The sequence below is a fragment of the Hymenobacter terricola genome (assembly GCF_017921975.2).
GTDB lineage: Bacteria > Bacteroidota > Bacteroidia > Cytophagales > Hymenobacteraceae > Hymenobacter > Hymenobacter terricola.
In genome coordinates this window covers 40,165-62,143 of record NZ_JAGEMO020000026.1, presented here as the reverse complement: position 1 = coordinate 62,143, position 21,979 = coordinate 40,165, and the positions used below count along the sequence as shown (strand labels likewise).

At 61.8% G+C, this 21,979-nt stretch carries 14 protein-coding genes; 10 read left to right on the top strand and 4 right to left on the bottom strand.

The window, feature by feature from the left end; translation table 11 throughout:
- Positions 1-39: 39 nt before the first annotated feature.
- Positions 40-1,026: a hypothetical protein gene (locus tag J4G38_RS17250; RefSeq protein WP_210519135.1), complete on the bottom strand. Its 987-nt coding sequence runs from the start codon at positions 1,024-1,026 to the stop codon at positions 40-42.
- 179 nt (positions 1,027-1,205) lie between these two features.
- Between J4G38_RS17250 and uvrA the strand changes: the two genes are divergently transcribed.
- The 8 genes from uvrA to J4G38_RS17210 all read left to right on the top strand — a co-directional run bounded on the left by uvrA (position 1,206) and on the right by J4G38_RS17210 (position 11,081).
- Positions 1,206-4,097, top strand: a complete 2,892-nt coding sequence (gene uvrA / locus J4G38_RS17245; RefSeq protein ID WP_210519134.1) for an excinuclease ABC subunit UvrA — start codon at positions 1,206-1,208, stop codon at positions 4,095-4,097.
- 10 nt (positions 4,098-4,107) lie between these two features.
- A complete protein-coding gene (locus J4G38_RS17240) occupies positions 4,108-4,506 on the top strand; it encodes a DUF2251 domain-containing protein (protein WP_210519133.1) in 399 nt (132 codons plus the stop codon).
- A 249-nt stretch (positions 4,507-4,755) separates the two neighbouring features.
- The gene (locus J4G38_RS17235) at positions 4,756-5,640 is read left to right on the top strand and encodes a hypothetical protein (protein ID WP_210519132.1); all 885 of its coding nucleotides are present in this window, start codon (positions 4,756-4,758) and stop codon (positions 5,638-5,640) included.
- Between the two features lie 74 nt (positions 5,641-5,714).
- Complete coding sequence (gene tpiA, locus J4G38_RS17230; RefSeq protein ID WP_210519131.1) at positions 5,715-6,482, top strand: triose-phosphate isomerase; 768 nt, start codon at positions 5,715-5,717, stop codon at positions 6,480-6,482.
- A gap of 102 nt (positions 6,483-6,584) precedes the next feature.
- Complete coding sequence (locus tag J4G38_RS17225) at positions 6,585-6,977, top strand: hypothetical protein (RefSeq protein WP_226163509.1); 393 nt, start codon at positions 6,585-6,587, stop codon at positions 6,975-6,977.
- Between the two features lie 331 nt (positions 6,978-7,308).
- Positions 7,309-8,139: a 50S ribosomal protein L11 methyltransferase gene (gene prmA / locus J4G38_RS17220; RefSeq protein ID WP_210519130.1), complete on the top strand. Its 831-nt coding sequence runs from the start codon at positions 7,309-7,311 to the stop codon at positions 8,137-8,139.
- Positions 8,140-8,408: 269 nt separating this feature from the next.
- Positions 8,409-10,199: a T9SS type A sorting domain-containing protein gene (locus tag J4G38_RS17215; RefSeq protein ID WP_210519129.1), complete on the top strand. Its 1,791-nt coding sequence runs from the start codon at positions 8,409-8,411 to the stop codon at positions 10,197-10,199.
- Between the two features lie 99 nt (positions 10,200-10,298).
- Positions 10,299-11,081 carry a rhamnogalacturonan acetylesterase gene (locus J4G38_RS17210; RefSeq protein WP_210519128.1) on the top strand — a complete coding sequence of 261 codons (783 nt, stop codon included), beginning with the start codon at positions 10,299-10,301 and terminating at the stop codon, positions 11,079-11,081.
- A 5-nt stretch (positions 11,082-11,086) separates the two neighbouring features.
- Here J4G38_RS17210 and J4G38_RS17205 read toward each other — a convergent pair whose 3' ends face one another.
- The gene (locus J4G38_RS17205; protein ID WP_210519126.1) at positions 11,087-12,118 is read right to left on the bottom strand and encodes a LacI family DNA-binding transcriptional regulator; all 1,032 of its coding nucleotides are present in this window, start codon (positions 12,116-12,118) and stop codon (positions 11,087-11,089) included.
- 397 nt (positions 12,119-12,515) lie between these two features.
- Between J4G38_RS17205 and J4G38_RS17200 the strand changes: the two genes are divergently transcribed.
- On the top strand, positions 12,516-15,032 hold the full coding sequence (locus tag J4G38_RS17200) for a TonB-dependent receptor (RefSeq protein WP_210519124.1): 2,517 nt from the start codon (positions 12,516-12,518) through the stop codon (positions 15,030-15,032).
- Between the two features lie 190 nt (positions 15,033-15,222).
- Here the strand turns inward: J4G38_RS17200 and J4G38_RS17195 are convergent, their stop codons facing one another.
- Together J4G38_RS17195 and J4G38_RS17190 are read right to left on the bottom strand one after the other, a co-directional pair.
- The gene (locus J4G38_RS17195) at positions 15,223-17,907 is read right to left on the bottom strand and encodes a pectinesterase family protein (RefSeq protein ID WP_210519122.1); all 2,685 of its coding nucleotides are present in this window, start codon (positions 17,905-17,907) and stop codon (positions 15,223-15,225) included.
- A 263-nt stretch (positions 17,908-18,170) separates the two neighbouring features.
- Positions 18,171-19,172: a T9SS type A sorting domain-containing protein gene (locus J4G38_RS17190; protein WP_210519121.1), complete on the bottom strand. Its 1,002-nt coding sequence runs from the start codon at positions 19,170-19,172 to the stop codon at positions 18,171-18,173.
- A 421-nt stretch (positions 19,173-19,593) separates the two neighbouring features.
- On the opposite strand from J4G38_RS17190, the gene J4G38_RS17185 reads away from it, so the two are divergent.
- Positions 19,594-21,957, top strand: coding sequence for a glycosyl hydrolase family 28 protein (locus tag J4G38_RS17185; protein ID WP_210519118.1), 2,364 nt, complete (start codon positions 19,594-19,596; stop codon positions 21,955-21,957).
- The last annotated feature ends 22 nt before the right edge of the window (positions 21,958-21,979 follow it).

The following is a 21,979-nucleotide window of genomic DNA, read 5'->3' as shown; positions in this document are numbered from 1 at the left end:
ATGGAAAAATAAATTTCCATGCTCTTGCTTTTAAGCGAATTAGAAGCTTACCGCCAAAGTGGTTGAGTTCTGACCGGCCGGCAGTTGGGCCAAGGCATAAAGGGCATTGGCAATGCAGTCGGCCGCACTGTAATGCGTTCCGATGAATATCAGTTTGCCTTTGTAAGAAGCTGTTGAACTCGACCCTTTTTCTGGTTTTTTGTCAGAGAAGAGGAAACGTGATTTTCCTGCTTTATCCGGTAAGGGAAGTTGTAGGTGCAGATTAGTAACGAGCACTAGGCGGCATACTTCCAGTAGAATACCCTTCCAGGTCGAAATTGACTTGACAGAACCATTTGGTAACCGCAGCTGCTTCGGTTTCTGGCCCGCCGGCAAATCCTGCAAATGCAGCTGGCTTACATCGGTGAAGTCGGCTGCTTCGGGTTGAGGCTTCTTCGGTTTTGCAAGCGGCTTGGCAGTGGGTTTCGTCAGTTGGGGCTGCTTTAGAAGCGGCGAGCCCGCGTGAGAAGGCGTTGGACCAAAATCCGGCTGGATACCATGGCCGCTCTGCGCTGCATCAAGCCACTGAACAAGTTGTAGCGCAGCGGCGACGGTGTCGGCCTCTTGCAGATTCAACGTTGCTACGGGCTCGTAGCTGGAATGAGCGGGCGAATAGTAATGCCAGTTTAAGCCATCTGTGATGAAGAAATTAGTCGGCTTGAGCGAAAAGGCATATCCAATCAGCGCCCCAACGTGGCCCAGCTTATCGAGACTTTCGCCCAGCTTTTTAGCTTCGACCACAGAGCGAATGTTTCCTTGCGTATCCTTCAATACATAGTCAAGCGACTGCTTATTAGCGACCATGCGCTCGGGTTCTACCATGCGCACATTGGCTGTATCCCAGCCCAAAGCCCGCAAAATGGGGTCAATCAATGCGGCTCGGGTAGCCGCTTCGTTGTTTCGAAACAAGCTGGCATTGGCCGAGGCGTTGGCGCGAATCTGTTGAATAACCTCGTGAACAGAAGCAAGCGGACTGGTAGAAAGCATAAGCAATTGGCGAGGCGAAAAGGGACGCAATGTTAAGGAAAGTGCTGCATTATTTGCCCGATGTCAGCACATTGGTGCTCCAATGGTTTCGGATGCCCTCCGCCCCGGCCGTACCTTCGTACCCATAGCAATTGCCGTCGGCCGAAACCTTCCGGCCCCTCTCCGCTGTTAGTTCGTTTATGCCCAAAAAAGACGCTTTGCAAGTTTCGGCCCCCGCCGACAATGCCATTGATAACCTCGACCCGCGCGAATTTATCCTCATCAAAAACGCCCGGGTTCACAACCTCAAAAACCTCAGCGTGGCCCTGCCGCGCAACCAGTTTATCGTTGTCACGGGCCTCTCGGGCTCGGGCAAATCCAGCCTCGCCTTCGATACCTTGTACGCTGAAGGTCAGCGCATGTACGTGGAAAGCCTGAGCAGCTACGCCCGCCAGTTTCTGGGCCGGATGGACAAGCCCGACGTGGACTACATCCGGGGCATTTCGCCGGCCATTGCCATCGAGCAGAAGGTCAGCATCAAGAACAACCGCTCGACGGTGGGCACCAGCACCGAGATTTACGACTACCTCAAGCTGCTGTTTGCGCGGGTGGGGCGCACGTTTTCGCCCGTTAGCGGCGAGCAGGTGCGCAAGGATAATGTGGCCGACGTGGTTGATTTCCTGGCCGCCCAGCCCGAGGGCACCAAAGCCATGATTCTGGCCCCGCTCTACCGCGCCGACAAAACCCGCACCATGAATAAGGAGCTGGATTTGCTGCTCCAGAAAGGCTACAGCCGCGTGGTGGTGAACGGCGTGACTTCCCAGATTGAGGACCTGATTGGCGAGGGCCAGCCCGAAGTGAAAGGGGAAGTTTTCATCATGATTGACCGCGCCGTGCTGCGCCCCGATGACGAGGACCTGCTCTTCCGCCTCTCCGATTCGGTGCAAACGGCCTTTTTTGAGGGCCACGGAAGTTTAGTTGTCCGTTGTCAGTTGCCAGTTGTTAGTGAAGACGGCGCTGGCCTGACAACTGATAACCAACAACTAACAACTAACAGAACCTTCTCCGATAAATTCGAGCTCGACGGCATCATCTTTGAAGAACCCAGCGTCAACTTCTTCTCCTTCAACAACCCCTACGGCGCCTGCCAGACCTGCGAGGGCTTCGGCTCGGTGCTGGGCATCGACGAGGATTTGGTGATTCCGGACAAGAGCCTGACGGTGTACGAAGGCGCCATCGCGCCGTGGCGCACCGAGAAGCAGGGCGAATGGCTGAAGCCGCTGCTGAAAAACGGCATCCGCTTCGACTTCCCCATTCACCGACCTTACAACGAGCTGAGCCAGGCCGAGCAGCGCCTGCTCTGGACCGGCAACAAGTTCTTCGACGGCCTCGATAAGTATTTCAAGTGGGTGAGCGAGCAGACCCACAAAATCCAGTACCGCGTGCTGCAAAGCCGCTACCGGGGCCGCACCACCTGCCCCGACTGCCGCGGCACCCGCCTGCGCAAAGATGCTCAGTACGTGCGCATCGACGGCCGCAGCATTGCCGATATCGTGCTGCTGCCCATCTCCGACGCGCTGGCGTTTTTCCAGAATATGAGCCTGAACGAGCACGACGCCAAAGTGGCCGAGCGCCTCGTGACGGAAATCACCAACCGCCTCGGTTACCTTAACCGCGTGGGCCTGGGTTATCTGACTTTGAACCGCCTGAGCAATACGCTGAGCGGGGGCGAAAGCCAGCGCATTTCGCTGGCTACCTCGCTGGGCTCGGCGCTGGTGGGCTCGATGTATGTGCTGGACGAGCCCTCAATTGGCTTGCACCCGAAGGATGCCGAGCAGCTGATTGGCGTGCTGCGCTCGTTGCAGCAGCTCGGCAACACCGTAGTGGTGGTGGAGCACGAGGAGAAGATGATGGAGGCCGCCGACCAGATTATCGACATCGGCCCCGAAGCCGGCAGCGGCGGCGGCAACCTGATGTTCCAGGGCACCATGGCCGAGCTATTGCAGGACACCACCACCTACACCGGCCAGTACCTGAGCGGCCGCATGGAAGTGGCCGTTCCCAAAGTGCGCCGCCCCTGGCGCAATGCCCTGGAGCTAACCGGAGCCCGCGAAAACAACCTCAAGAACGTCAATGTGAAGATTCCGCTTGGCGTAATGACCGTCGTAACGGGCGTGTCCGGCTCGGGAAAGTCCACGCTCATCAAGCGCATTCTGGCCCCGGCGCTGATGAAGATGCTGGGCGGCGGCGCGGGCGAAAGCACCGGCAAGTTCGACCGCCTCACGGGCGTAAACGGGCAGGTGTCGCACGTCGAATTCGTGGACCAGAACCCCATTGGCAAGTCGTCGCGCTCCAACCCCGTTACCTACGTGAAGGCCTACGACGCTATTCGGACGCTGTTTTCGGAGCAGCCGCTGGCCAAAGCGCGGGGCCTCAAGCCTTCGCACTTCTCCTTCAACGTGGACGGCGGCCGCTGCGAAGTGTGCCAGGGGGAAGGCCAGGTTAAAATCGAGATGCAGTTCATGGCCGACATTTACCTGACCTGCGAGGGCTGCGGCGGCCACAAATTCAAGCAGGACATTCTGGAAATCAAATTCCAGGACAAGGGCATTGATGACGTGCTGGAAATGACCGTGACCGATGCTGTCCAGTTCTTCAAAAGCCAGCCCAAAGTGGCTGAGCGCCTCAAGCCGCTGGAAGACGTGGGCCTGGGCTACATCCGCCTCGGACAGTCGGCCAACACGCTGAGCGGCGGCGAGGCCCAGCGTGTGAAGCTGGCCAGCTTCCTCACCAAAGGCGCTACCCTTCAGCAGGATAAAATCCTGTTCATCTTCGACGAGCCCAGCACCGGGCTGCACTTTCACGATATTGCCAAGCTGCTCGGCGCCCTGAATGCGCTGATTGAGCAGGGCAATTCCGTACTCATCATCGAGCACAACGTGGACATCATCAAGTGCGCCGACTGGCTGATTGACCTCGGCCCTGAGGGCGGCCTCAACGGCGGCCACCTGCTATTCGAAGGCACGCCCGAGGAACTGGTGAAGCTGAAAGACACGAACCACACGGCCCGCTTCCTGGCCGATAAGGTCTAAGGCCCGCATCATGCAGCTCGGCGCCGAAGCAAAAATTACGGTCGGCACCCCCGAAACCTTCCTCGAAAGCACGGCCACGGCTGGTACCATGCGCGTGGTTTTTGAGGACGACGGCACTACCGGCTACCTCTACGCCATCCGGCCGGGCCCTGAGCTGCACATCCTTGATGCCCTGCACGTGTACGACGTAGCCAAGGTGGCCGACCGGCAGATTCCCGTGACGGTGCAGCTGTTCTGGGACGCTACCGAAACGGCGGCGGCGCTTATTATCAATGGCCATTGCCACGCGCTGTACGATTTTCAGCGCATGGCGGGCTTTTGCCGCAATGCCTTTCCGCCGGCTCGCAACGGGCAACTGGCCAAGCGGGAATTAACGGATGAGGTTGTAGAGCAGTATTTCGCAGCATGATATGGCCGTTACGGCTTCTTAGGAGGCATATTTTGTTGGTTGGAGGTCCAAAAGATTCGGACCGTACCGCACGTTATCTGGCAGATAAAGTGTAACGTTGCGGCCCCGCTTGGCTCCCAGGCAACGGCCGGGGCGGTTCTTTTCGAATATACCATTGCCAACACAGGTTCCTGGCGTGTCAGATAGGCGTTCCAGTCCCTAATCCGACTCATTTACTGATACGTAGGTGTCTCGTCTATTGCTCTATTTATGCAGCTCACCGCAACGGTCCCCCCCGACCACTACGCCCCTCCCAACCGCTCGGCTGCCGGCCGGGCGTGGCGCTGGCTGACGGCCCTGGCCATCTTTGGCAATATTTTCCTCAATTACTACGCCAATACCCACCCGTTTGCCGGGCAAACCATGGGCGTGGTGTCGGCCAAATACCCCACGCTGCTCACGCCGGCTGGCTACGCGTTTAGCATCTGGGGCTTAATTTTTTTGGGACTGGCCGTGTATGCGGTGTGGCAGCTGCTGCCCGCGCAACAGCGCAAGTCCTTGCCCGATGCCGTGGCCAAGCCCCTCACGCTGGCCAGCATCGCCACGGGGACTTGGGTCGTGCTGTTTGCCTACGAGCTGCTTTTGCCCAGCGTGGGCGTTATGCTGCTCCTGTTGGGCTGTCTCATTGCCACCTACGGCCGGGTGCGGCGGCGGATATTTGCCGAGGCCGCACCTACTTGGGTTGGGGTGCCGTTCTCGCTGTATCTGGGCTGGATTTCAGTGGCTTCGGTCATCAACTTCACCATTGGACTGCAGCAGGGCTGGCAAACTGCCGAAGGTGTTTCCATTATACTAACCCTGGGATTGATTGCCATAGTTGTGGCATTGGCACTGATAATCAGCCGGGTATTTCGGGATATGGTGTTTCCGCTGGTGGTGGCCTGGGCCTTGGTTGCCGTTTGGATGGCACGCCTGAGCGCCGTGCCCGAGCTGGGTTGGGCGGCGCTGGCCGGGGCTACGGTGGCGGCCATCGGCGGCATTGTGCTGTCGCGGCTGGGAGGCCGCAAGCAGCCCTGGGAGCTGGCTGCCGAAGCCGCCGCCGCCGAAGCCGAGATTGCCGCCCGTAACGCCAGTTCCGTTCGGACCGGCGAGTAGATTGGGTGGTACAACCGGCGCTTTGGCCCGTAGCTTTGCAAGCAGTACCTCCCATTTACTTGACTCGCTTGATTATGCGCCAAAACCTCGTTGCCGGCAACTGGAAAATGAACCTGACCTACCCCGAGGGCCTGGCCCTGGTAGAAGAAATTACCCGGCTGGCCGGCGATGCCGCTACGGCCCCCAACGCCCCGGAAATCGTCATTTGCCCGCCGTTTCCGTTGCTGCACGGTGTGGGCCAGCAGCTGCCCAAGGCGTCGAAGTTTCATTTGGGCGCCCAGAACTGCCATCAGAAAGAAAGCGGTGCTTTCACCGGCGAAGTATCGGCCAAGCTGCTGGCGTCGGTGGGCTGCGAGTACGTTATTCTGGGCCATTCGGAGCGCCGCCAATACTTCCGCGAAGACGATGAGCTGCTGAGCCAGAAGCTGAAAGCCGCCCTGGCCGCCGGCCTGAAACCCATTTTCTGCGTGGGCGAGTCGCTGGATACCCGCGAGGCCGACGAGACGTTCGACTTCGTCGGCAAGCAGCTTACCGACGGCCTGTTCCACCTTAGCAACGAGGAGTTTGACCAGGTGACCGTGGCCTACGAGCCCATCTGGGCCATTGGCACGGGCCGCACGGCCAGCAGCGCCCAGGCCCAGGAGGTGCACGCCTTCATCCGCGAGCGGATTGCCCGCGCCTACGACGCCAAGGCGGCCCTCGATACCACCATTCTCTACGGCGGCTCGGCCAACGCGCAGAACGCGCGGGAGCTTTTTTCGCAGCCCGATGTTGACGGCGGACTGATTGGCGGGGCTTCGCTGAAAGCAGCGGATTTCACGGCCATCATTCAGTCGTTTTAAATTGTAGCGCGAACTTTGCAGTTCGCGTTCACGCGCCGTTAAAGTCGTTCTGGAACGCGAACTGCAAAGTTCGCGCTACTGTGGTGCTTAGCTTTATTTACGATGTTTTTTTCCTTCCTGCTCAGCGGATTATTGGCGCTTGCACCGGCTTTCCCACCGCCGGCTGCGGCTGCCCTGGTAGCGGCCGTGCCGCACGCGGCCGGCCCGCTGGAGCCCTGCAAAATCTACGGTTCGGTGTACCTCGAAACCGACCCCGGCCGCCGCACCTACTGCTTCGGCACGGTGTACGTGGAGCCCGAGGAGGCTTTTGCCGACGTCCTCGTGTTCAAGGAAAACAACAAGCTGTTTGCCGACAAAGCCGGCTTGTGGGCCGAAGCGCCCGCCCGCGACTTTGCCGACTACGTGCTGCTGGTGGTGACTGACCGCAGCCGGGCCGATTTCAGCATTCACTACACCAACGTGCGCTCGTTTGCGGGCTGCAAGAGCAACAATTGAACAAGCTCTCGTTTCGTCATTAAACTCGTTAAAAAGCCCCTTCCCACAACTGCGGAAAGGGGTTTTTTGATAACAAGGCGCCGCTTCGAGCCGTGCAGCGGGCTGGCAGTGGGCGTTTATTGCCCGCCGCCAGTTTCTGAAGGTGGCTGGCAAGTTCAGCAACCAGATTTGGAGCATAAAAACCAAAGCCCCCGCCTGCGCCAGGCAAGTCGGCGGGTTTGTGACGACTTTTGTGCATTGTTAACCTTGAAACTGTTTAGAAAGTCGCCAGAACGGTGTAGAGACGAACTGACTTTCTAAACAGCTTCCTTATGACCTGTTGCGTAGCCCAATGGATTTTATTGAACTGACCGTTGAAGCCCCGCGCGAGCTGGCCGACATTCTGGTGGCCGAGCTGGCCGAAGTAGGCTTCGACACCTTTGAGGACACCGACGCGGGCTTCTGCGCCTACACCACCGAAGACGCTTTCAACCCCGACGCGGTGGCCGAAATCATGAGCCGCTACGAGGGCCAGGGCGCGCTCAACCACTCGCACCGCGTCATCACCCGCCAGAACTGGAACGCCGAGTGGGAGAAGAATTTCCAGCCGCTCATCATCGCCGGGCGCGTGTCGGTGCGGGCCCCTTTCCACCCGGAGCCGGCCAGCGTCGACTACGACATTGTGATTATGCCGCGCATGTCGTTCGGCACGGGGCACCACGAAACCACGGCCCTGATGATTGAAAACCAGCTCGATGTGGACCACAAAGGCCTGCGCGTGCTGGATATGGGCACCGGCACCGGCATTCTGGCCATTATGGCCGAAATGCTGGGCGCCCGCCAGGTACTGGCCGTGGATACCGAGCCCTGGACCGTGGAAAATGCCCGCGACAACGCCGCCGAAAACCAGTGTCGCACCATCGAGTGCCGCCTCGGCGGCGTCGAAACGTTGGCCGATGAAGCGCCTTTCGACCTCATTCTGGCCAACATCAACCGCAACGTGCTGCTGGAAGACATGAACGAATACGCCCGCCTGCTGCCCAGTGGCCGGCCCATCCTGTTCAGCGGGTTTTACGAAGAAGACCTGCCGAAAATAACCGCCGAAGCCGCCCGCCACGGCCTGCGCTACCAGCGCCACCGCACGCTACGCAGCTGGGTGTCGGCCATCTTCGAGAAGGAGTAGGGCCGGATGTAGCGCGGACTTTGCAGTCCGCGTCCCCGCGCCGTTAAAACGATTCAATCGGCGCGGGGACGCGGACTGCAAAGTCCGCGCTGCGTTGTGCTACTCGGGTGGCATCGTTCCCGGCATCGATTGCGCGAATAAAAAGGGCCTTTTTGGCATATTAGGACTGGTGAGGGACGTAATATTAGATGGGGATTTGCCGGGCTGTCGCTGCCAATCGGGCGTGGCTGCGGCTCGGCTTTCTTCATCGGACTCCCACATTTCCCACCATGACAACTTATTATTTCCGCACTATTATTCCGTCTTTCGAGCGGGCCCGGCGTTCGGTCCGTATCGGCTTTGGCCTGCTGGCCGCGGTAGCCGGCCTGGCCGCCAGCGCTCCGGCCCAGGCCCAGCAGCTGGCCTTTCCCGGGGTGGAAGGCGCCGGGCGCTTTGTGAGCGGCGGGCGCGGCCGGGCGGCCACGCCTACCACGGTGTTTGAGGTAACCAGCCTGGCCGATACGAACACGCCGGGCACGCTGCGCTACGCCATCAGCCAGTCAGCCACCACGGCGGTGTACCGCACCATCGTGTTTCGGGTGTGCGGCACCATCCATCTCACGGCGCGGATGAGCATTCCGCGCAACACCACCATTGCGGGCCAGACCGCGCCCGGCGATGGCATCTGCATTGCCGACCGCCAGGTGGCCGTAAGCGGCGACAACGTCATCGTGCGTTTTGTGCGCTTCCGCCTCGGCGACCTGTACCCGCAAACCAGTGGCGGCGGCATGGTGAACGGCAACGGGGACGAGGATGCCTTCGACAGCCAGGAGCACAAGAACATCGTGGTCGACCATTGCACCATGAGCTGGAGCGAGGACGAGGCCTTCACCTTCTACGGCGCGGCCACCGACTCCATGACGCTGCAATGGAACCTCATTTCGGAGCCGCTGAACTACTCCTATCACTTCGAAACCGGCGACCCCGACTATGAGCGGCACGGCTACGGCGGCATCTGGGGCGGCCGGCGGGCTTCGTTCCACCACAACCTGTTTGCCCACTGCAACAGCCGCACCCCGCGCTGGAACGGCACCCGCTATGGCGCTGCCATCGCCTCCGAAAACTGCGACTTCCGCAACAACGTCATCTACGACTGGGGGACAGGCGCCAATGTCTACGGCGGCGAGGGTGGCAACTACAATATGGTGAATAATTACTATAAGTATGGCCCTGCCACCGGTACCAGCACCAGCAACCGCTCCCGGGTGATGAATCCCTACAAGCAGACCACCGCGCCCGTGCTCCCTTACGCTCAGGTGTATCTCACCGGCAACTATGTGGATGGCAACCCAACGGTGACCAATGCCAACTGGAAAGGCGTGACCATGCAGGGTAGCACCCAGGCCGATACCGTCTTGTCCAAAGTCCTCACGCCGTTCAACATTGCCCCGCTCAACACCCAGACGGCCGCCGCGGCTTACGCTTCGGTGCTGCAAGGCGTGGGCTGCGTGTTGCCCGTGCGCGATGCCGTGGACCAACGCATCATTCAGGATGTGCAGAGCCGCACTGGCGGCCTCATCGATGTGCAGGGCGGCTACCCGGCCCACGTCACGCCCTACAGCGTGTCGCAGGCTGCGTGGCCCACGCTCAGCTGCGGCCCCGCGCCGGCCGACTCGGACCACGACGGCATGACCGACGCCTACGAGCTAACCAACGGCCTCAATCCCAGTAATGCGTCTGACCGCCAGGTTATTGCCACTAACGGCTACACCAACCTTGAAAACTACCTCAACGGCCTCGTGGCCGTGGTGACGGCCACCAAGCCCACCGGCGCCATCGTCGAGCCGCTGCACCTGTACCCCAACCCGGCCAGCGAGCAACTGACGGTGGTACACCCAAAATCCACGGCGGCGGCCCGCCTCACGGTCTACAATTTTGTGGGCCAGCGCGTGGCCACGCTCACGCCCACGGCGGGCGGGCTGACAACGCTGGTGAATATCGGCGCCCTGGCCAAGGGTAACTATGTGGTGGTGTACACCGATGCCAACGTGAGCCTGACGGCCAAGTGCACGCGCGAGTAGCGTCTCCTTGCGTGAATTGAATGCCTGATGGGGCCTGAGCTGCACTTGCCTAGTGTGGCTCAGGCCCCGACTTTTACTTTTCTAACCAGTCTTCCGGCTATGTTGAATCGACTTTTTTTCAGCAGCGCGGCCCTCGGCTTGCTGCTGCTCACGGCTTTTGCCGCGCCGTCCCGGCACATCACGGTGTATCTGGTGGGCGATTCCACGATGTCGGCGAAAGAGGTGAAGGCCTACCCGGAAACGGGCTGGGGCATGCCGTTTGCCATTTTTTTTGATGAAACCGTGACCGTGGACAACCGCGCCCAGAACGGCCGCAGCACCAAGAGCTTCGTGGCCGAAAACCGCTGGCAGCCCGTGGCCGCCGCCCTGCACGAAGGCGACTACGTATTCATCCAGTTCGGCCACAACGACGAGGTGCCCACCAAGCGCAGCTTCACGCCCGAAGCCGATTATAAGAACTACCTCATCCGCTTCATCGCGGAAACCCGCGCCAAAAAAGCTACGCCCATTCTCCTCACGCCCGTGGCCCGCCGCAAGTTCGACGCGGCCGGCAAGGTGGAGGAAACGCACGCCATGTACGCCGAAATTGTGCGCGCCACCGCCCGCGAGCAGCAAGTTGCCCTCATCGACCTGGACCGCGAAAGCCAGGCCCTGCTCCAGCAATACGGCGTCGAAAACTCCAAGCTATTGTTCAACCAGCTGGCGCCCGGCGAACACCCCAACTACCCCGCCGGTAAGGAAGACAACACCCACTTCAATGAGCTGGGGGCCCGCAAGATGGCCCAAATTGTGCTGGCCGATATTCGCGCCCTCAAGCTGGAGCTGGCCGGCCGCATCGTGCAGCGCGAGGCCGCCAAAGTGGTGGACCCGCAGGCAAAATAAGGCGGTTATACCACCAGTTTGGGCAGCGGACGCGACGACTCCCGCACCACCAGCGTAGTGGGCAGCTTCATGGTGTTGGGACCAGTGCTTTTGTGCTTGCGCTCAATGAGTTCGATGAGGCGCTCGGCGGCGAGCTGACCAATTTCCTGGGCCGGCTGGGTCACGGTGCTCAGCGGCGGGTTGAGCAGGTGGGCCGACTGAGAGTTGGTGAAACTGAGCAAAGCCACCTGGCCGGGGATATCTACGCCGCGCTGGCGCAGGGCGCCCAGGCAGCCCAGTGCCAGCCGGTCGCTGGCGGTAAAGAAGGCATCGGGCGGCGGCGAAAGGGCCAGCAGCTCGTCCACCAGCGGGCCGGCTTCGTCGGGGCCGAAGGTGCCGTAGCGCACCAGGTTTTCGTCGTAGGGCACGCCGTATTGTTCCAGCGCGGCGCGGTAGCCGGCCAGCCGCTCCTGCGTGATGCTGAGGTAGGGCGGAATGGTGAGGTGGGCAATGCGCCGCCGGCCGGTTTGGAGCAGGTGCGAAGTGGCGGCATAGGCCCCACCGAAGTTGTCGGCCACCACCTGAGTCACGGGCAGCTCGGCGGCTACCCGGTCGAACAAGACTATCGGCATGCCCTGTTCAATCAGGGCTTTGATGTGAGATACGTCCGAGGTTTCGCTGGAGAGCGAGAGCAGCAGCCCGTCGACGCGGCGCGACACGGCCTGCTGGATATTGGCCACCTCGCGCTCGTAGGACTCGTGCGTTTGGAAGATGATGACGTGGTAGCCGCGGTTGTAGGCAATGGCCTCGATGCCGTTGATGGCCTGCGAAAAAAAGTTGTTCGCAATCTGGGGCACGATGACGGCCAGAGCCTTGCTGCTGCTGCCCTTCAGGCTCAGGGCAATGGGATTGGGCCGGTAGTTGAGGCGCTCGGCGTACTCCATCACCAGCCGCTTGGTTTCGGGGCTGATTTCGTAGCTGTCGCGCAACGCCCGCGACACCGTTGAGGTCGACAGGTTCAGCGCGTGCGCAATATCCTTGATGGTAACGGGGTCCAAGCGCGTCGAATCGAATAAAAGGTAGAATTAACAGCCATAACCAGCCGAAGCCCACGGGCCCAGTTGAATTACCGGATTAGCGCCCCAAATGGTTCCGGAAAGCGGCCCGCCTGCCCACTTCCTCCCCGCCCGCGCCGCAGTGGCCCCCAATAAATTGAGGCCCCGGCGCCCCGGCGGGCACATTCGGAAAATCTTTATCGGACCAAATCCATTACAAGAGTAGCAAATTCTGACTGAATTGGAACCGCTGCCGTTGCCGTTTCAGATTGGTAGCGGCCCGGTTCGCAGCCCCGGCACTCCTGGTTCGTGCGCGGGCTTCACCGCTTCGCCATCTTTGCGGAGTAATCTCGCGGTTGGTTTAGAAGTACGGACTAGCTGTTTTTGACTGAATAGTAACATGAAAATAGTGCGCGTGCAAAAAGGAATGCTGGCGGCCCTGCTGGCCGGAGCGATGCTGCTAACGGCCACGGCTTTTCGCCAGCGGCCCGCCGACGAAGGCCTGATGCAGCGCATCGCGCGCCAGCTGGGTGAATTTTATACGGCCGCCCGGGGCGAAAAAGCCTACCTGCACCTTGACCGCCCGGTGTATGCCACCGGCGAAACCATCTGGTTCAGCGCCTACGTCGTGGACGCGTCGCGGCACCAGCTCGACTCGCTCAGCCAGGTGCTGCACGTCGACCTGCTCTCGCCCGATTTGAAGGTGGTGGCCCGCCGCACCCTGCGCCTGCAGGGCGGCCGGGCCAGCGGCGACCTTGACATTGCCGACACCCTGGCCGCCGGCACCTACGTGCTGCGCGCCTACACCAACTGGATGCGCAACGCCGGCGATGAGTTCGTGTACAGCCGCCGCCTGAGCGTGTGGCCGGCCTCACCCATTGGCCCGCAGGAGCCGTCGGCCCCGGCGGCTCCCACCACGGCTTTTGGCCGGGCCCGGGCCGCGGCTGCCGCGCTCCCCGACGTGCAGTTTTTCCCTGAAGGGGGCTACCTGATTGAAGGCCTGCCGGCCGTGGTGGCCTGCAAAGCCACCGATGCCAGCGGCCGGGGCCTCGACGTGCGCGGCCAGATTCTGAACGCCCAAAATGCCGTGGTGGTACCGGCCTTCAGCAGCCGCCACCTGGGCATGGGGCGCTTCGCCTTTGTGCCCGGTGCCGGCCAGCGCTACCACGCCCACCTCACCCTGCCCGACGGCAGCGCCAGCGACTACCCGCTGCCCGTGCCCCAGCCCGGCGGCTACACCCTGCACGTGGTGGATAGCGGCGAAAACTTCCTGGTGGAAGCGCGCTACCGTGGTACCACGCCCGCGCCGGGCCCGGTGCAGCTGCTCACGGAAGTGCGCGGCGTGGTGGCCTACCCCGGCCCCCGCACGCTGGATGGTGCTACCCCCGCCGTGTGGCGCATGCCCAAGAAAAACTACCCCAGCGGCATCGTCCACTTCACGTTGTTTGATGCGCTGGGGGCCCCGAAGTGCGAGCGGCTGGCCTTCGTGCAGAACGGCCCGGCCGGGCTGAAAATCACCGTCACGCCCGACCAGGCCAGCTACGGCCCCCACGCCCCGGTGCAGCTGATGGTGCGCGTGGCCGATGCTGCCGGCCAGCCCGTGGTGGCCAACCTTTCGGTGGGGGTGAGCGATGCCGGCCTTGCCGCTCTTGACCCCACGGCCGAAACCATTGCCTCCAACCTGCTGCTCACCTCCGACCTGGTGGGCTACGTGGAGAAGCCGGGCTATTACTTCCGCGACCAAACGGCCGGCACCGCCCTGGCCCTCGATGACTTGCTGCTGACCCAGGGCTGGCGGCGCTTCGTGTGGAAGGATGTGCTGGCCGGGCCGGGCCCCACCGGCATTTTCTCGCCGGAGCAGGACATCTCCCTGGTGGGGCAGGTGCTGAGCGAACACGGCAACCGCCCCATCCCCAACAGCCAGCTGACTTTTCTGCAAACACGGCCGGTGAAAAACGTGGCCACGGCCACCACCGATGCCAAAGGCCGCTTCAGCTTTACCAGCTTCCCGGTGCAGGACACGGCCATTATTACGTTGCAGGCCCGCCGGTCGCAGGGCGGCTCCAATGTCATCATTCGCCCCGATGCCGGCCCCGTGCCCAATGCCCGGCCGCTGCCCGTGCTGCCGCCGCTGGCCCAGGCCCCGGCCGGAGTGGCGGCCTTCGTGCGCCGCAGCCGGCAGGCCCAGGCCGCCGACCTGGATTTGCACCCCGAAAAAGGCATTCGCAACGTCAACCTGGCGAATGTATCGGTCACGGCCAAGCGCGTAAAAGTGCCCGTTGATGACCCGCGCCGCCTGTACGGGGCCAGTGGTGGCACGGTGGTCGACTTCGCCGACAACCCCGCTGCGCAGTCGGGTATGAACATCCTGCAAGTGCTCCAGGGGCGGGTAGCCGGCCTCACCATCAGCGGCAACCCGCCGAACATGACGGCGCAAATCCGCGGGTCGGGCTCGCCGCAGTTCATTCTGGACGGCCAGCGGGTTGATATCGACGTGATATCCACGCTTTCTTCCACCGACATTGAGTCGGTGGAGGTTTTCAAAGGACCTGAGGCAGCCATTTTTGGTGGCAGCGGCGGCGTTATTGCCATCTATACCAAGCGGGCCGACCCCAACTACAAGGGTGCCGACAAAGGCCCGGCTCCCGGCATTGCCATCGTGAAGCTGCCCGGTTACTACCCGGCCCGCGAATTTTATCAGCCCCGCTACAACGCCCTGCTGACCAACCCGCCCGCTGACCCCCGCACCAGCACCCTCTACTGGAACCCCACCGTGCGCACCAACGCCAAAGGCGAAGCCGAACTGCACTTCTTCACCGCCGACGGCAGCGGCACCTTCCAGGCCGCGGCAGAAGGCCTAAGCCGGGATGGCCAGCCCGCCCAAGGCACCGGAACGCTGAGCGTGAAGGGTAAGTAAGGAATCTCCCGTCGCATGGCAGCAACGCACCCCTTTGCGTCTCTACCGTCTGCGCCGTTCACCGATAATCGTTTAATGCGGAGTCGCGTTGGGTGGCTTCTTTACAATCGTTCTACTGACCTTTTTTACCCAAAAAAAGCCCCGCTGAATATATCAGCGGGGCTTTATAAAAGAGCGAAGGGCCTGCCGGTTATTCTACTACCACCTTGCGCGTCACGGGCGTGCCGTCTACGTTCAGGCGCAGCGTGTAGACGCCTGCGGCCAGGCCGCGCACGTCAAACTCGGCGTTGATGGACTGGCCGGCGGGGGCGCTCAGCAGCTTGGTGCGCACGGTCTGGCCCAAGGTGTTGATGAGGGCAGTCGACACGGCCGCTTTGCTGCTCAGCATGGGCAGCCGCACCCGGAACGACGAGGAAGCGGGGTTCGGAAACAACTGGACCTGCGCGCCCAGCACCTGGGCGGCGCGCACACCCAGCACTGCCTGGGCCGCGCCCTTGAAGCGCACGTTTTTCAGCAGGGCGTAGCGCGGGATGCCGGTGCTGCCGCAGGCGAAGTACAGGCGCACGGTGAGGGTTTGGCCAGCCGCCACGGCCACGCCGCCGCTGGGGTTGGCCACGCTGGGGCCGCTGAGGGCCGCGCGGTACAGGTTGGTGTTGCCGGAGGTCTGGTTCAACAGCGGGAACGAGTTATTAAAGTTGCCGCTGGCAGTGAGCGTCTGCACCCCGCCCGGCCCGCTCACGCCCGTTATTTCAGTAGAATCGGCGGGCGTGGTGAAGCCATTCCGCGAGTACACAATGGCCATTTTGGTGTTGGAGCTGGTGTTGTAGAACGCCGAGTTGAACAGCACCGAGTCGAGGCGCATGGTGGGGGCACCGGCGGCGACGGTCACGGTGAACTGCTCGTAGTAGAGGCGGCTGAGCGTACCACCGGGGCCGCCGGCGGCGGTGCTCCACTGCCCGTCGCCGGCCGGGCTGGCGCCGAAGGCCTGCCCGAACTGGTTGGAATAGGCCGGAATCGTGGCCATCGTGGTGCCGTTCGACAGGTAGAGGCGCTTGAGCGTGGGCGTGGTGGCCACAATGCGGCTGCTGCGGGCCTGGGTGCTGTCGGCGTTGTTCACGCGCAGCGGCCACCACTGCACCACGTTCGACGTGATGGTGGGAGCCACAATGGCCGTGCCGCTCAGGCTGAGCACCAATGTGGTGGCGTTGGTGCTGGCCAGGGTAAGCGTGCCGGTGTAGGGGCCGGCCGTGGTGGCATTCAGGCGCACGTAGACCGGGGTGCTGGCCAGCGCGCCGGTGGTCGGGCTCAGGCTCACGCTGCTGGCGAAGGTGCCGCCCGAAGTCAGCGACACCTGGAAATTGGCCGAAGCCGTCACCGTCACGGGGCCAACCAAGTCGGAACCCGATACCGCCACGTTCTGCGCGCCGGAGCCCGTGCCCAGTTGCTGGGTGAAATTGCCCAGCGCGCCGGTGGCCACGATGGTGGGCGCGCTGCTGATGGTGATGGTGTCAGACGAAATCTGGCGCACGGCGTTGCTGCCGCGCACGAAGTATTTGTACAGGCTGCCCGAAGCCGGAATGGCATCGGAATACGAGTAGTTGAAAATCGTGTCGCTGGGCTCGGTCTGGGTGCCCACCACCGCGAATGCGCCGAGGACGGCCGGCGGCGTGGCCGTGGCGCGGTACACGCTCAGCACGTCGCCGGAAGTCGGAAAGCTGGTGTTCCAGGTGAAAGCCGACGTGGCGGCGCCTTTCACGCCCCTGAAATTATTGACGATGACCGGCTTCACGAATGGCGTCACGCAGTCAATCAAGGAGCAGGGGTCCCAGCCGCTCAGGATGTTGGCTTTGGTGTAGGTAGCCGCCTCAGTGGCGGTGAGCTGCGAAGAAGGCTGGGCCGGAGTCAGGCCCTGGCCCGAGAGCACGCGGCTGCTCACGTTGATGGCGCGGCCGTTGAAGTGGGTGTTCTGATACTCCACGAAGTAGGAATCGCGGATGGTGGCCGTGCCCGCCGAACTGGTGGGCGACCAACCCTCGGCCAGGATGATGGGCGTGGACAGGTTGCAGTTCAGGAACGCGGCTTTGGGGCTGGCCTGCCAGGGGCGGCCTAGGTCGTAGCTGGTGCCGCCGGCCACGGAGTGCCCGGTCACGTTGCAGTTTTTGAACACCATGCCGAACGCCTGCCCGGCCGGCGTGTTCGGCACGGCGATGTAGGAGGTGCTGGTTGTGGTCTTGTTCTTCGCGTAGACGTTGCAGTTCTCGAACAGGGCAATGGCGCTGCCGAAGATGAAGTCGGTGTTGCCCTCGATGTAGCAGTTCACGAAGTACTGGCGTGGCGTGCCGTTGCCCTTCAGGTACATGGTGTCCTGGTTGCCCAGGAAGCGGCAGTTGCGGAAGGCGGCCCGGTCGTTGTTCACCAGCACGGCCACGGCCTGCCCGTTGGAAGCCGCCTCGCCGAACGAATTTTCGAAGGTGATGTTCAGCGCCGAGAAGTCGGTGGCGTTTATCGTGACCGAAGCCGAGTTCTGGGTGCCCAGCGCCACGCCCGCCACGATGGTGCCCGCCGAGTTGTTGTAAGTAACGAGGGTGTTGCCCACGCTTTCGCCCACCAGCTGAATAAAGGGCTTGGTGGCCGGCACGTTCACCAGCTCTTTGTACCGGCCATTCTTAATGAAAATGGTGAACGGCGTGGTGCGGCCGGCCGGCGCCGCGTCGATGGCCGCCTGCACGGTGGTGTAGTTGCCGGTGCCGTCTTTGGCCACCGTCAGGTCGTAGGCAAAGGCCTGGGAGCTAAATGCCAGTATAAAGCCCAGCAGAACCCAGAATCGGGCCTTTGTGCCGCGCCGGGCGAAAGGCGTTGAGAAAAAGTTTATCATAATGAGCAACAGTGATGTTGAGTGGGAATCCTGGTCAAATATCACCCAGTCCATCAGCCAAATGCGCCGGGCCGGTTAGGTTTATTTGTGCAATCGTTGCCGGGAACGTTGCCAGCCCGGTCGAAGCGTATTTACGGGTCTTCCGATTGCCAGCTAATGCCGGTGAGTGGCCGTTTAGTGGTGTTCCTAAACCCTTAAAAACCAACGCGCCTCCTGCGTGAGCAGAAGGCGCGTTGGGTACTTCGTAACAGGGAAAGCTACCGCTACTCTTTCGCGATGCGGGCGCTGCTGCGCTGCGTGCCATCGGCGTACTCCACCAGGTACAGGCCGGTGGTCAGAGTGCTGAGGTCAACCGCCGTTTCAGTGGTGCCGGGCTGGGTGGCAAACACGGCCACTTTGGTGCCGGTATTGCTGAACACCGTCACGCGGGCGTCGCGGCTGGCCGCGGTATGGGGCACGGTGAGGCGGTTCTGAACGGGGTTGGGGTAGGCGGCCAGATTGGTTTGCACGGCCGGGCGGGTAGCCAGCAGCACCTGCTGGCTTTTGAGGGCCACGTTGCGCAGCAAGGCATGGCGTGCCGCGCTACTGGTGCTGCTACTTACATAAACACGGACAGTAAGGGTCTGGCCAGCCGTAAGGCTCACGCCGCTGGCGCCATTTAGCGCCACGCTGTACCGCAAGTTGTTGGGTGCACCCGAAACCAGCGTAATGGAAGGCGCAACGACGTAGGCGCTGGCGATAGTAGAGCCATTGGCCGCGCCAACAAGGGGGGCTGTAGGCCCTTTGCCGCCGCCGCTAGCTTCTACGGAGTCAGAAACGAAGCCGCTTTTGGAATAACGCACGCCCAGGTTGGTGCCGGTGGTGGTGCTCAAAAACGTCAGGTTCATCACCAGCGAATCGGCTCGCAGGGGCGTATTGGCAGGTGCGGTGGCCGTGAACTGTACGTAATAATAGCGGCGCAGCGTGCTGCCGGTGCCTCCGGCCGACGTGCCCCAGTTACCCCCCGCCGCCGATGGGGCAAAGGCCATGCCGTAGAGCGAACTGTAAGGCTTGGGCGGAGCGGCGGCCGTGCCGTTCGATAGCACAAAACCATTGAGGGAGACGCTGCTTGCTGCCATCGTGCTGGGCGAGCGCAGGGCGGCGCTGTCCTGGGCGCCAGCCTTCAGCGACCAGAACTTGTAAATAGGGGTGGTTTGAGCCGTAGCCACCTGGGCAAGCCCCAGGCCTCCTAATAGCAATAAAGCCGAGCGTAAATTGTTGTTCATGAAATAATGGGATGGGGTGAAACAGGAAAGTGGAAAATGTAGCGTAAAAAAGCCCGCTTAGCTGGCTTTGACAGGATATTATTTCTGCAATTTCCAAATTTGCTCGGCAAGCGGCAAGCCTTTCCCGGACTTTAATTGCGCAATCGTTGCCGGGAACGTTGCCATTCAGCGCGTGGCATCAATCGAGTACAGCTTGTTGTATCACTAATTCCGGAAAGGGTTGTTGCCGGGCAAAGGCAGGCGGGGACTGATGAGCAAATGTGAGAACGTTCCCGGCAACGATTGCGCAAAAAAAAGTGCCTCCCGGTGCCGCTTCAGGCAGGTAACGGCTCGGAAGCGACCTAATATTGTTAGGGCAATACTGCCTTTTTTCTTTCCTCAACAGGCTGCGCTGGCGGGTGCGGCCTTTTCTTTCCCACCCATGAAATCACTCTTGGCACTGCTGCTGGCCGGGTTGGCCGCATTCCTGACGGCGGCCTTCCAGCCGGCTGACGCCCCGAAAACCCAGATTTTCCTGGTTGGCGATTCCACCATGTCCGACAAGCCCGACCTGACCAAGCCCGAGCGCGGCTGGGGCATGGAATTCGGCCAGTATTTCGACAACGGCGTCATCATCCGCAACACCGCCGTGAACGGGCGCAGCACCAAAAGCTTCCTCCGCGAAGGCCGCTGGGCCAAGGTGCTCGAAGCCCTCAAGCCCGGCGACTGGGTGTTCATCCAATTTGGCCACAACGACTCCAAAGTGGAGGACAGCACCCGCTCGGCCCCGGCCCAGACGCTGTATCGCCAGCTGCTCACCAAGTTCGTGCAGGAAGCCAAACAGAAAGGTGCTAATCCGGTGTTGCTAACGCCCGTGGGCCGCCGCTATTTCGACGACAACGGCAAGCGCAAGGACGACCACGGCGAGTACCCCGGCGTGGTGCGCGAGGTGGCCAAAGCCCAGAAAGTGGCGCTAATTGACCTGCACGAAAAAAGCTGGGCCCTGTACTCGGCACTGGGCGAAGTGGGCACCCGGCCGCTGTTCTGGAGCTACCAGAACGGCTACTACCAGCCCAACCCCGTGCCACCCGCCAAGAACGACAATACCCACTTCTCAGACTACGGCGCCACCCGCGTGGCCCAGCTTGTGGCCGAGGACGTAGCCGCCCAGCACCTCGCGCTGGCCAGTCACCTCAGCCACGCCGTGTTCGACGGCAAGCTCACGGCCGACCTGCCCGTGGTGCTACAGGCGTCTTTCAAGAAGGACACTTTCAATCTGGCCAGATACGGTGCCGTGGCCGATGGCCAGACCCTGAATACCGAGGCTTTCCGCAAGGCCATTGAGGCCTGCGCCGTGGCTGGCGGCACCGTGCTGGTGCCGCGCGGCCTGTGGCTCACCGGCCCCATCGTGCTGAAAAGCAACGTGAACCTGCACCTGGCCACCGGTGCGCTGGTGCAGTTTACGGCCGACCGCAGCCAGTTCCCGCTCATCAAAACCACTTGGGAAGGGGAGGAGGCCATCCGCAGCCAGGCCCCGATTTCGGGCGTGGATTTGACCAACATTGCCATCACCGGCAACGGCACGTTTGACGGCGCGGGCGATGCCTGGCGGCCCGTGAAAAAAAGCAAGCTCAACGAGACGCAGTGGCAGAAGCTGGTGGCCTCGGGCGGCGTGCTGAGCGAGAAGAAAGACTACTGGTACCCATCGGCGGCGTCGATGAAGGGCAACCTGCTGGCCACCGCCGGCACGCCGCGCAAAAGCCTGAATCTGGCTGACTTCGACGATATCCGGGACTTTCTGCGGCCCAACATGCTCAGCCTCACGCGCTGCAAGCAGGTGCTGCTCGAAAGCTTCACCATTCAGAATTCGCCGGCCTGGACCATTCACCCGTTGCTGTGTGAGGATATTACGCTGCGCAACGTGACGGCCAAGAACCCCTGGTACGGCCAGAACACCGACGCCGTGGACTTCGAATCGTGCCGCAACGGGCTGGTGGAAGGCTGCACGTTCGACGTGGGCGACGACGGCCTGTGCATCAAATCGGGCCGCGACGAGGAAGGCCGCAAGCGCGGCGTGCCCACCGAAAACTTCATCATCCGCGACTGCCGGGTATACCACGCCCACGGCGGCTTCGTGATTGGCTCCGAGATGTCGGGCGGCGTGCGCAATATGTACGTGAGCAACTGCACCTTCATCGGCACCGACGTGGGCCTGCGCTTCAAAACGGCGCGGGGCCGCGGCGGCGTGGTTGAGAACATCTTCGTCGACGGCGTGGACATGACCGATATTGCCGGCGAGGCCGTGTTGTTCGACATGTATTACGCCGCCAAAGACCCCGTGCCCATGGCCGGCGAGTCGACGGCCCCGCCCGTCATCGCCGCCCAGCCGCTGAACGAAGGCACGCCGCAATTCAAGGGCTTCCGTATCCGCAACATCACCTGCAAAGGCGCGGCTACCGGCATTCTGGTGCGTGGCCTGCCCGAGATGAGCATCAAGGACATCAGCATCGAAAACGCGGTGCTCGAATGCAAAAAAGGCCTGGTGTGCCAGGAAGCGGAGAACATTCGCCTCAAAAATATAACCTTGCTCGCGACTGATACCGCGCCCGTGATGGAAGTGCAGAACAGCCATAATATTGCGCTCGACGGCATTTACTACCCCAACGGCGCCGACCTGCTCCTGCGCGTGACCGGCGACCGCAGCAAGGACATTCGCTTCACCAACACCAACACCAAACTGGCCAAGAAAGACGTGGAGCTGGGCCAGAAAGTGGCCAAGAAAACGGTAGTAGTGGCCCAACGGTAGTTATTTCACGCAGTGTTCTGCG

Coding starts and splice junctions, on each gene's coding strand:
- uvrA (WP_210519134.1), top strand. CDS start 1,206: ATGCCCAAAAAAGACGCTTTGCAAGTTTCGGCCCCCGCCGACAATGCC.
- tpiA (WP_210519131.1), top strand. CDS start 5,715: ATGCGCCAAAACCTCGTTGCCGGCAACTGGAAAATGAACCTGACCTAC.
- J4G38_RS17195 (WP_210519122.1), bottom strand. CDS start 17,907: ATGATAAACTTTTTCTCAACGCCTTTCGCCCGGCGCGGCACAAAGGCC.
- J4G38_RS17240 (WP_210519133.1), top strand. CDS start 4,108: ATGCAGCTCGGCGCCGAAGCAAAAATTACGGTCGGCACCCCCGAAACC.
- prmA (WP_210519130.1), top strand. CDS start 7,309: ATGGATTTTATTGAACTGACCGTTGAAGCCCCGCGCGAGCTGGCCGAC.
- J4G38_RS17250 (WP_210519135.1), bottom strand. CDS start 1,026: ATGCTTTCTACCAGTCCGCTTGCTTCTGTTCACGAGGTTATTCAACAG.
- J4G38_RS17185 (WP_210519118.1), top strand. CDS start 19,594: ATGAAATCACTCTTGGCACTGCTGCTGGCCGGGTTGGCCGCATTCCTG.
- J4G38_RS17225 (WP_226163509.1), top strand. CDS start 6,585: ATGTTTTTTTCCTTCCTGCTCAGCGGATTATTGGCGCTTGCACCGGCT.
- J4G38_RS17235 (WP_210519132.1), top strand. CDS start 4,756: ATGCAGCTCACCGCAACGGTCCCCCCCGACCACTACGCCCCTCCCAAC.
- J4G38_RS17190 (WP_210519121.1), bottom strand. CDS start 19,172: ATGAACAACAATTTACGCTCGGCTTTATTGCTATTAGGAGGCCTGGGG.
- J4G38_RS17210 (WP_210519128.1), top strand. CDS start 10,299: ATGTTGAATCGACTTTTTTTCAGCAGCGCGGCCCTCGGCTTGCTGCTG.
- J4G38_RS17200 (WP_210519124.1), top strand. CDS start 12,516: ATGAAAATAGTGCGCGTGCAAAAAGGAATGCTGGCGGCCCTGCTGGCC.
- J4G38_RS17215 (WP_210519129.1), top strand. CDS start 8,409: ATGACAACTTATTATTTCCGCACTATTATTCCGTCTTTCGAGCGGGCC.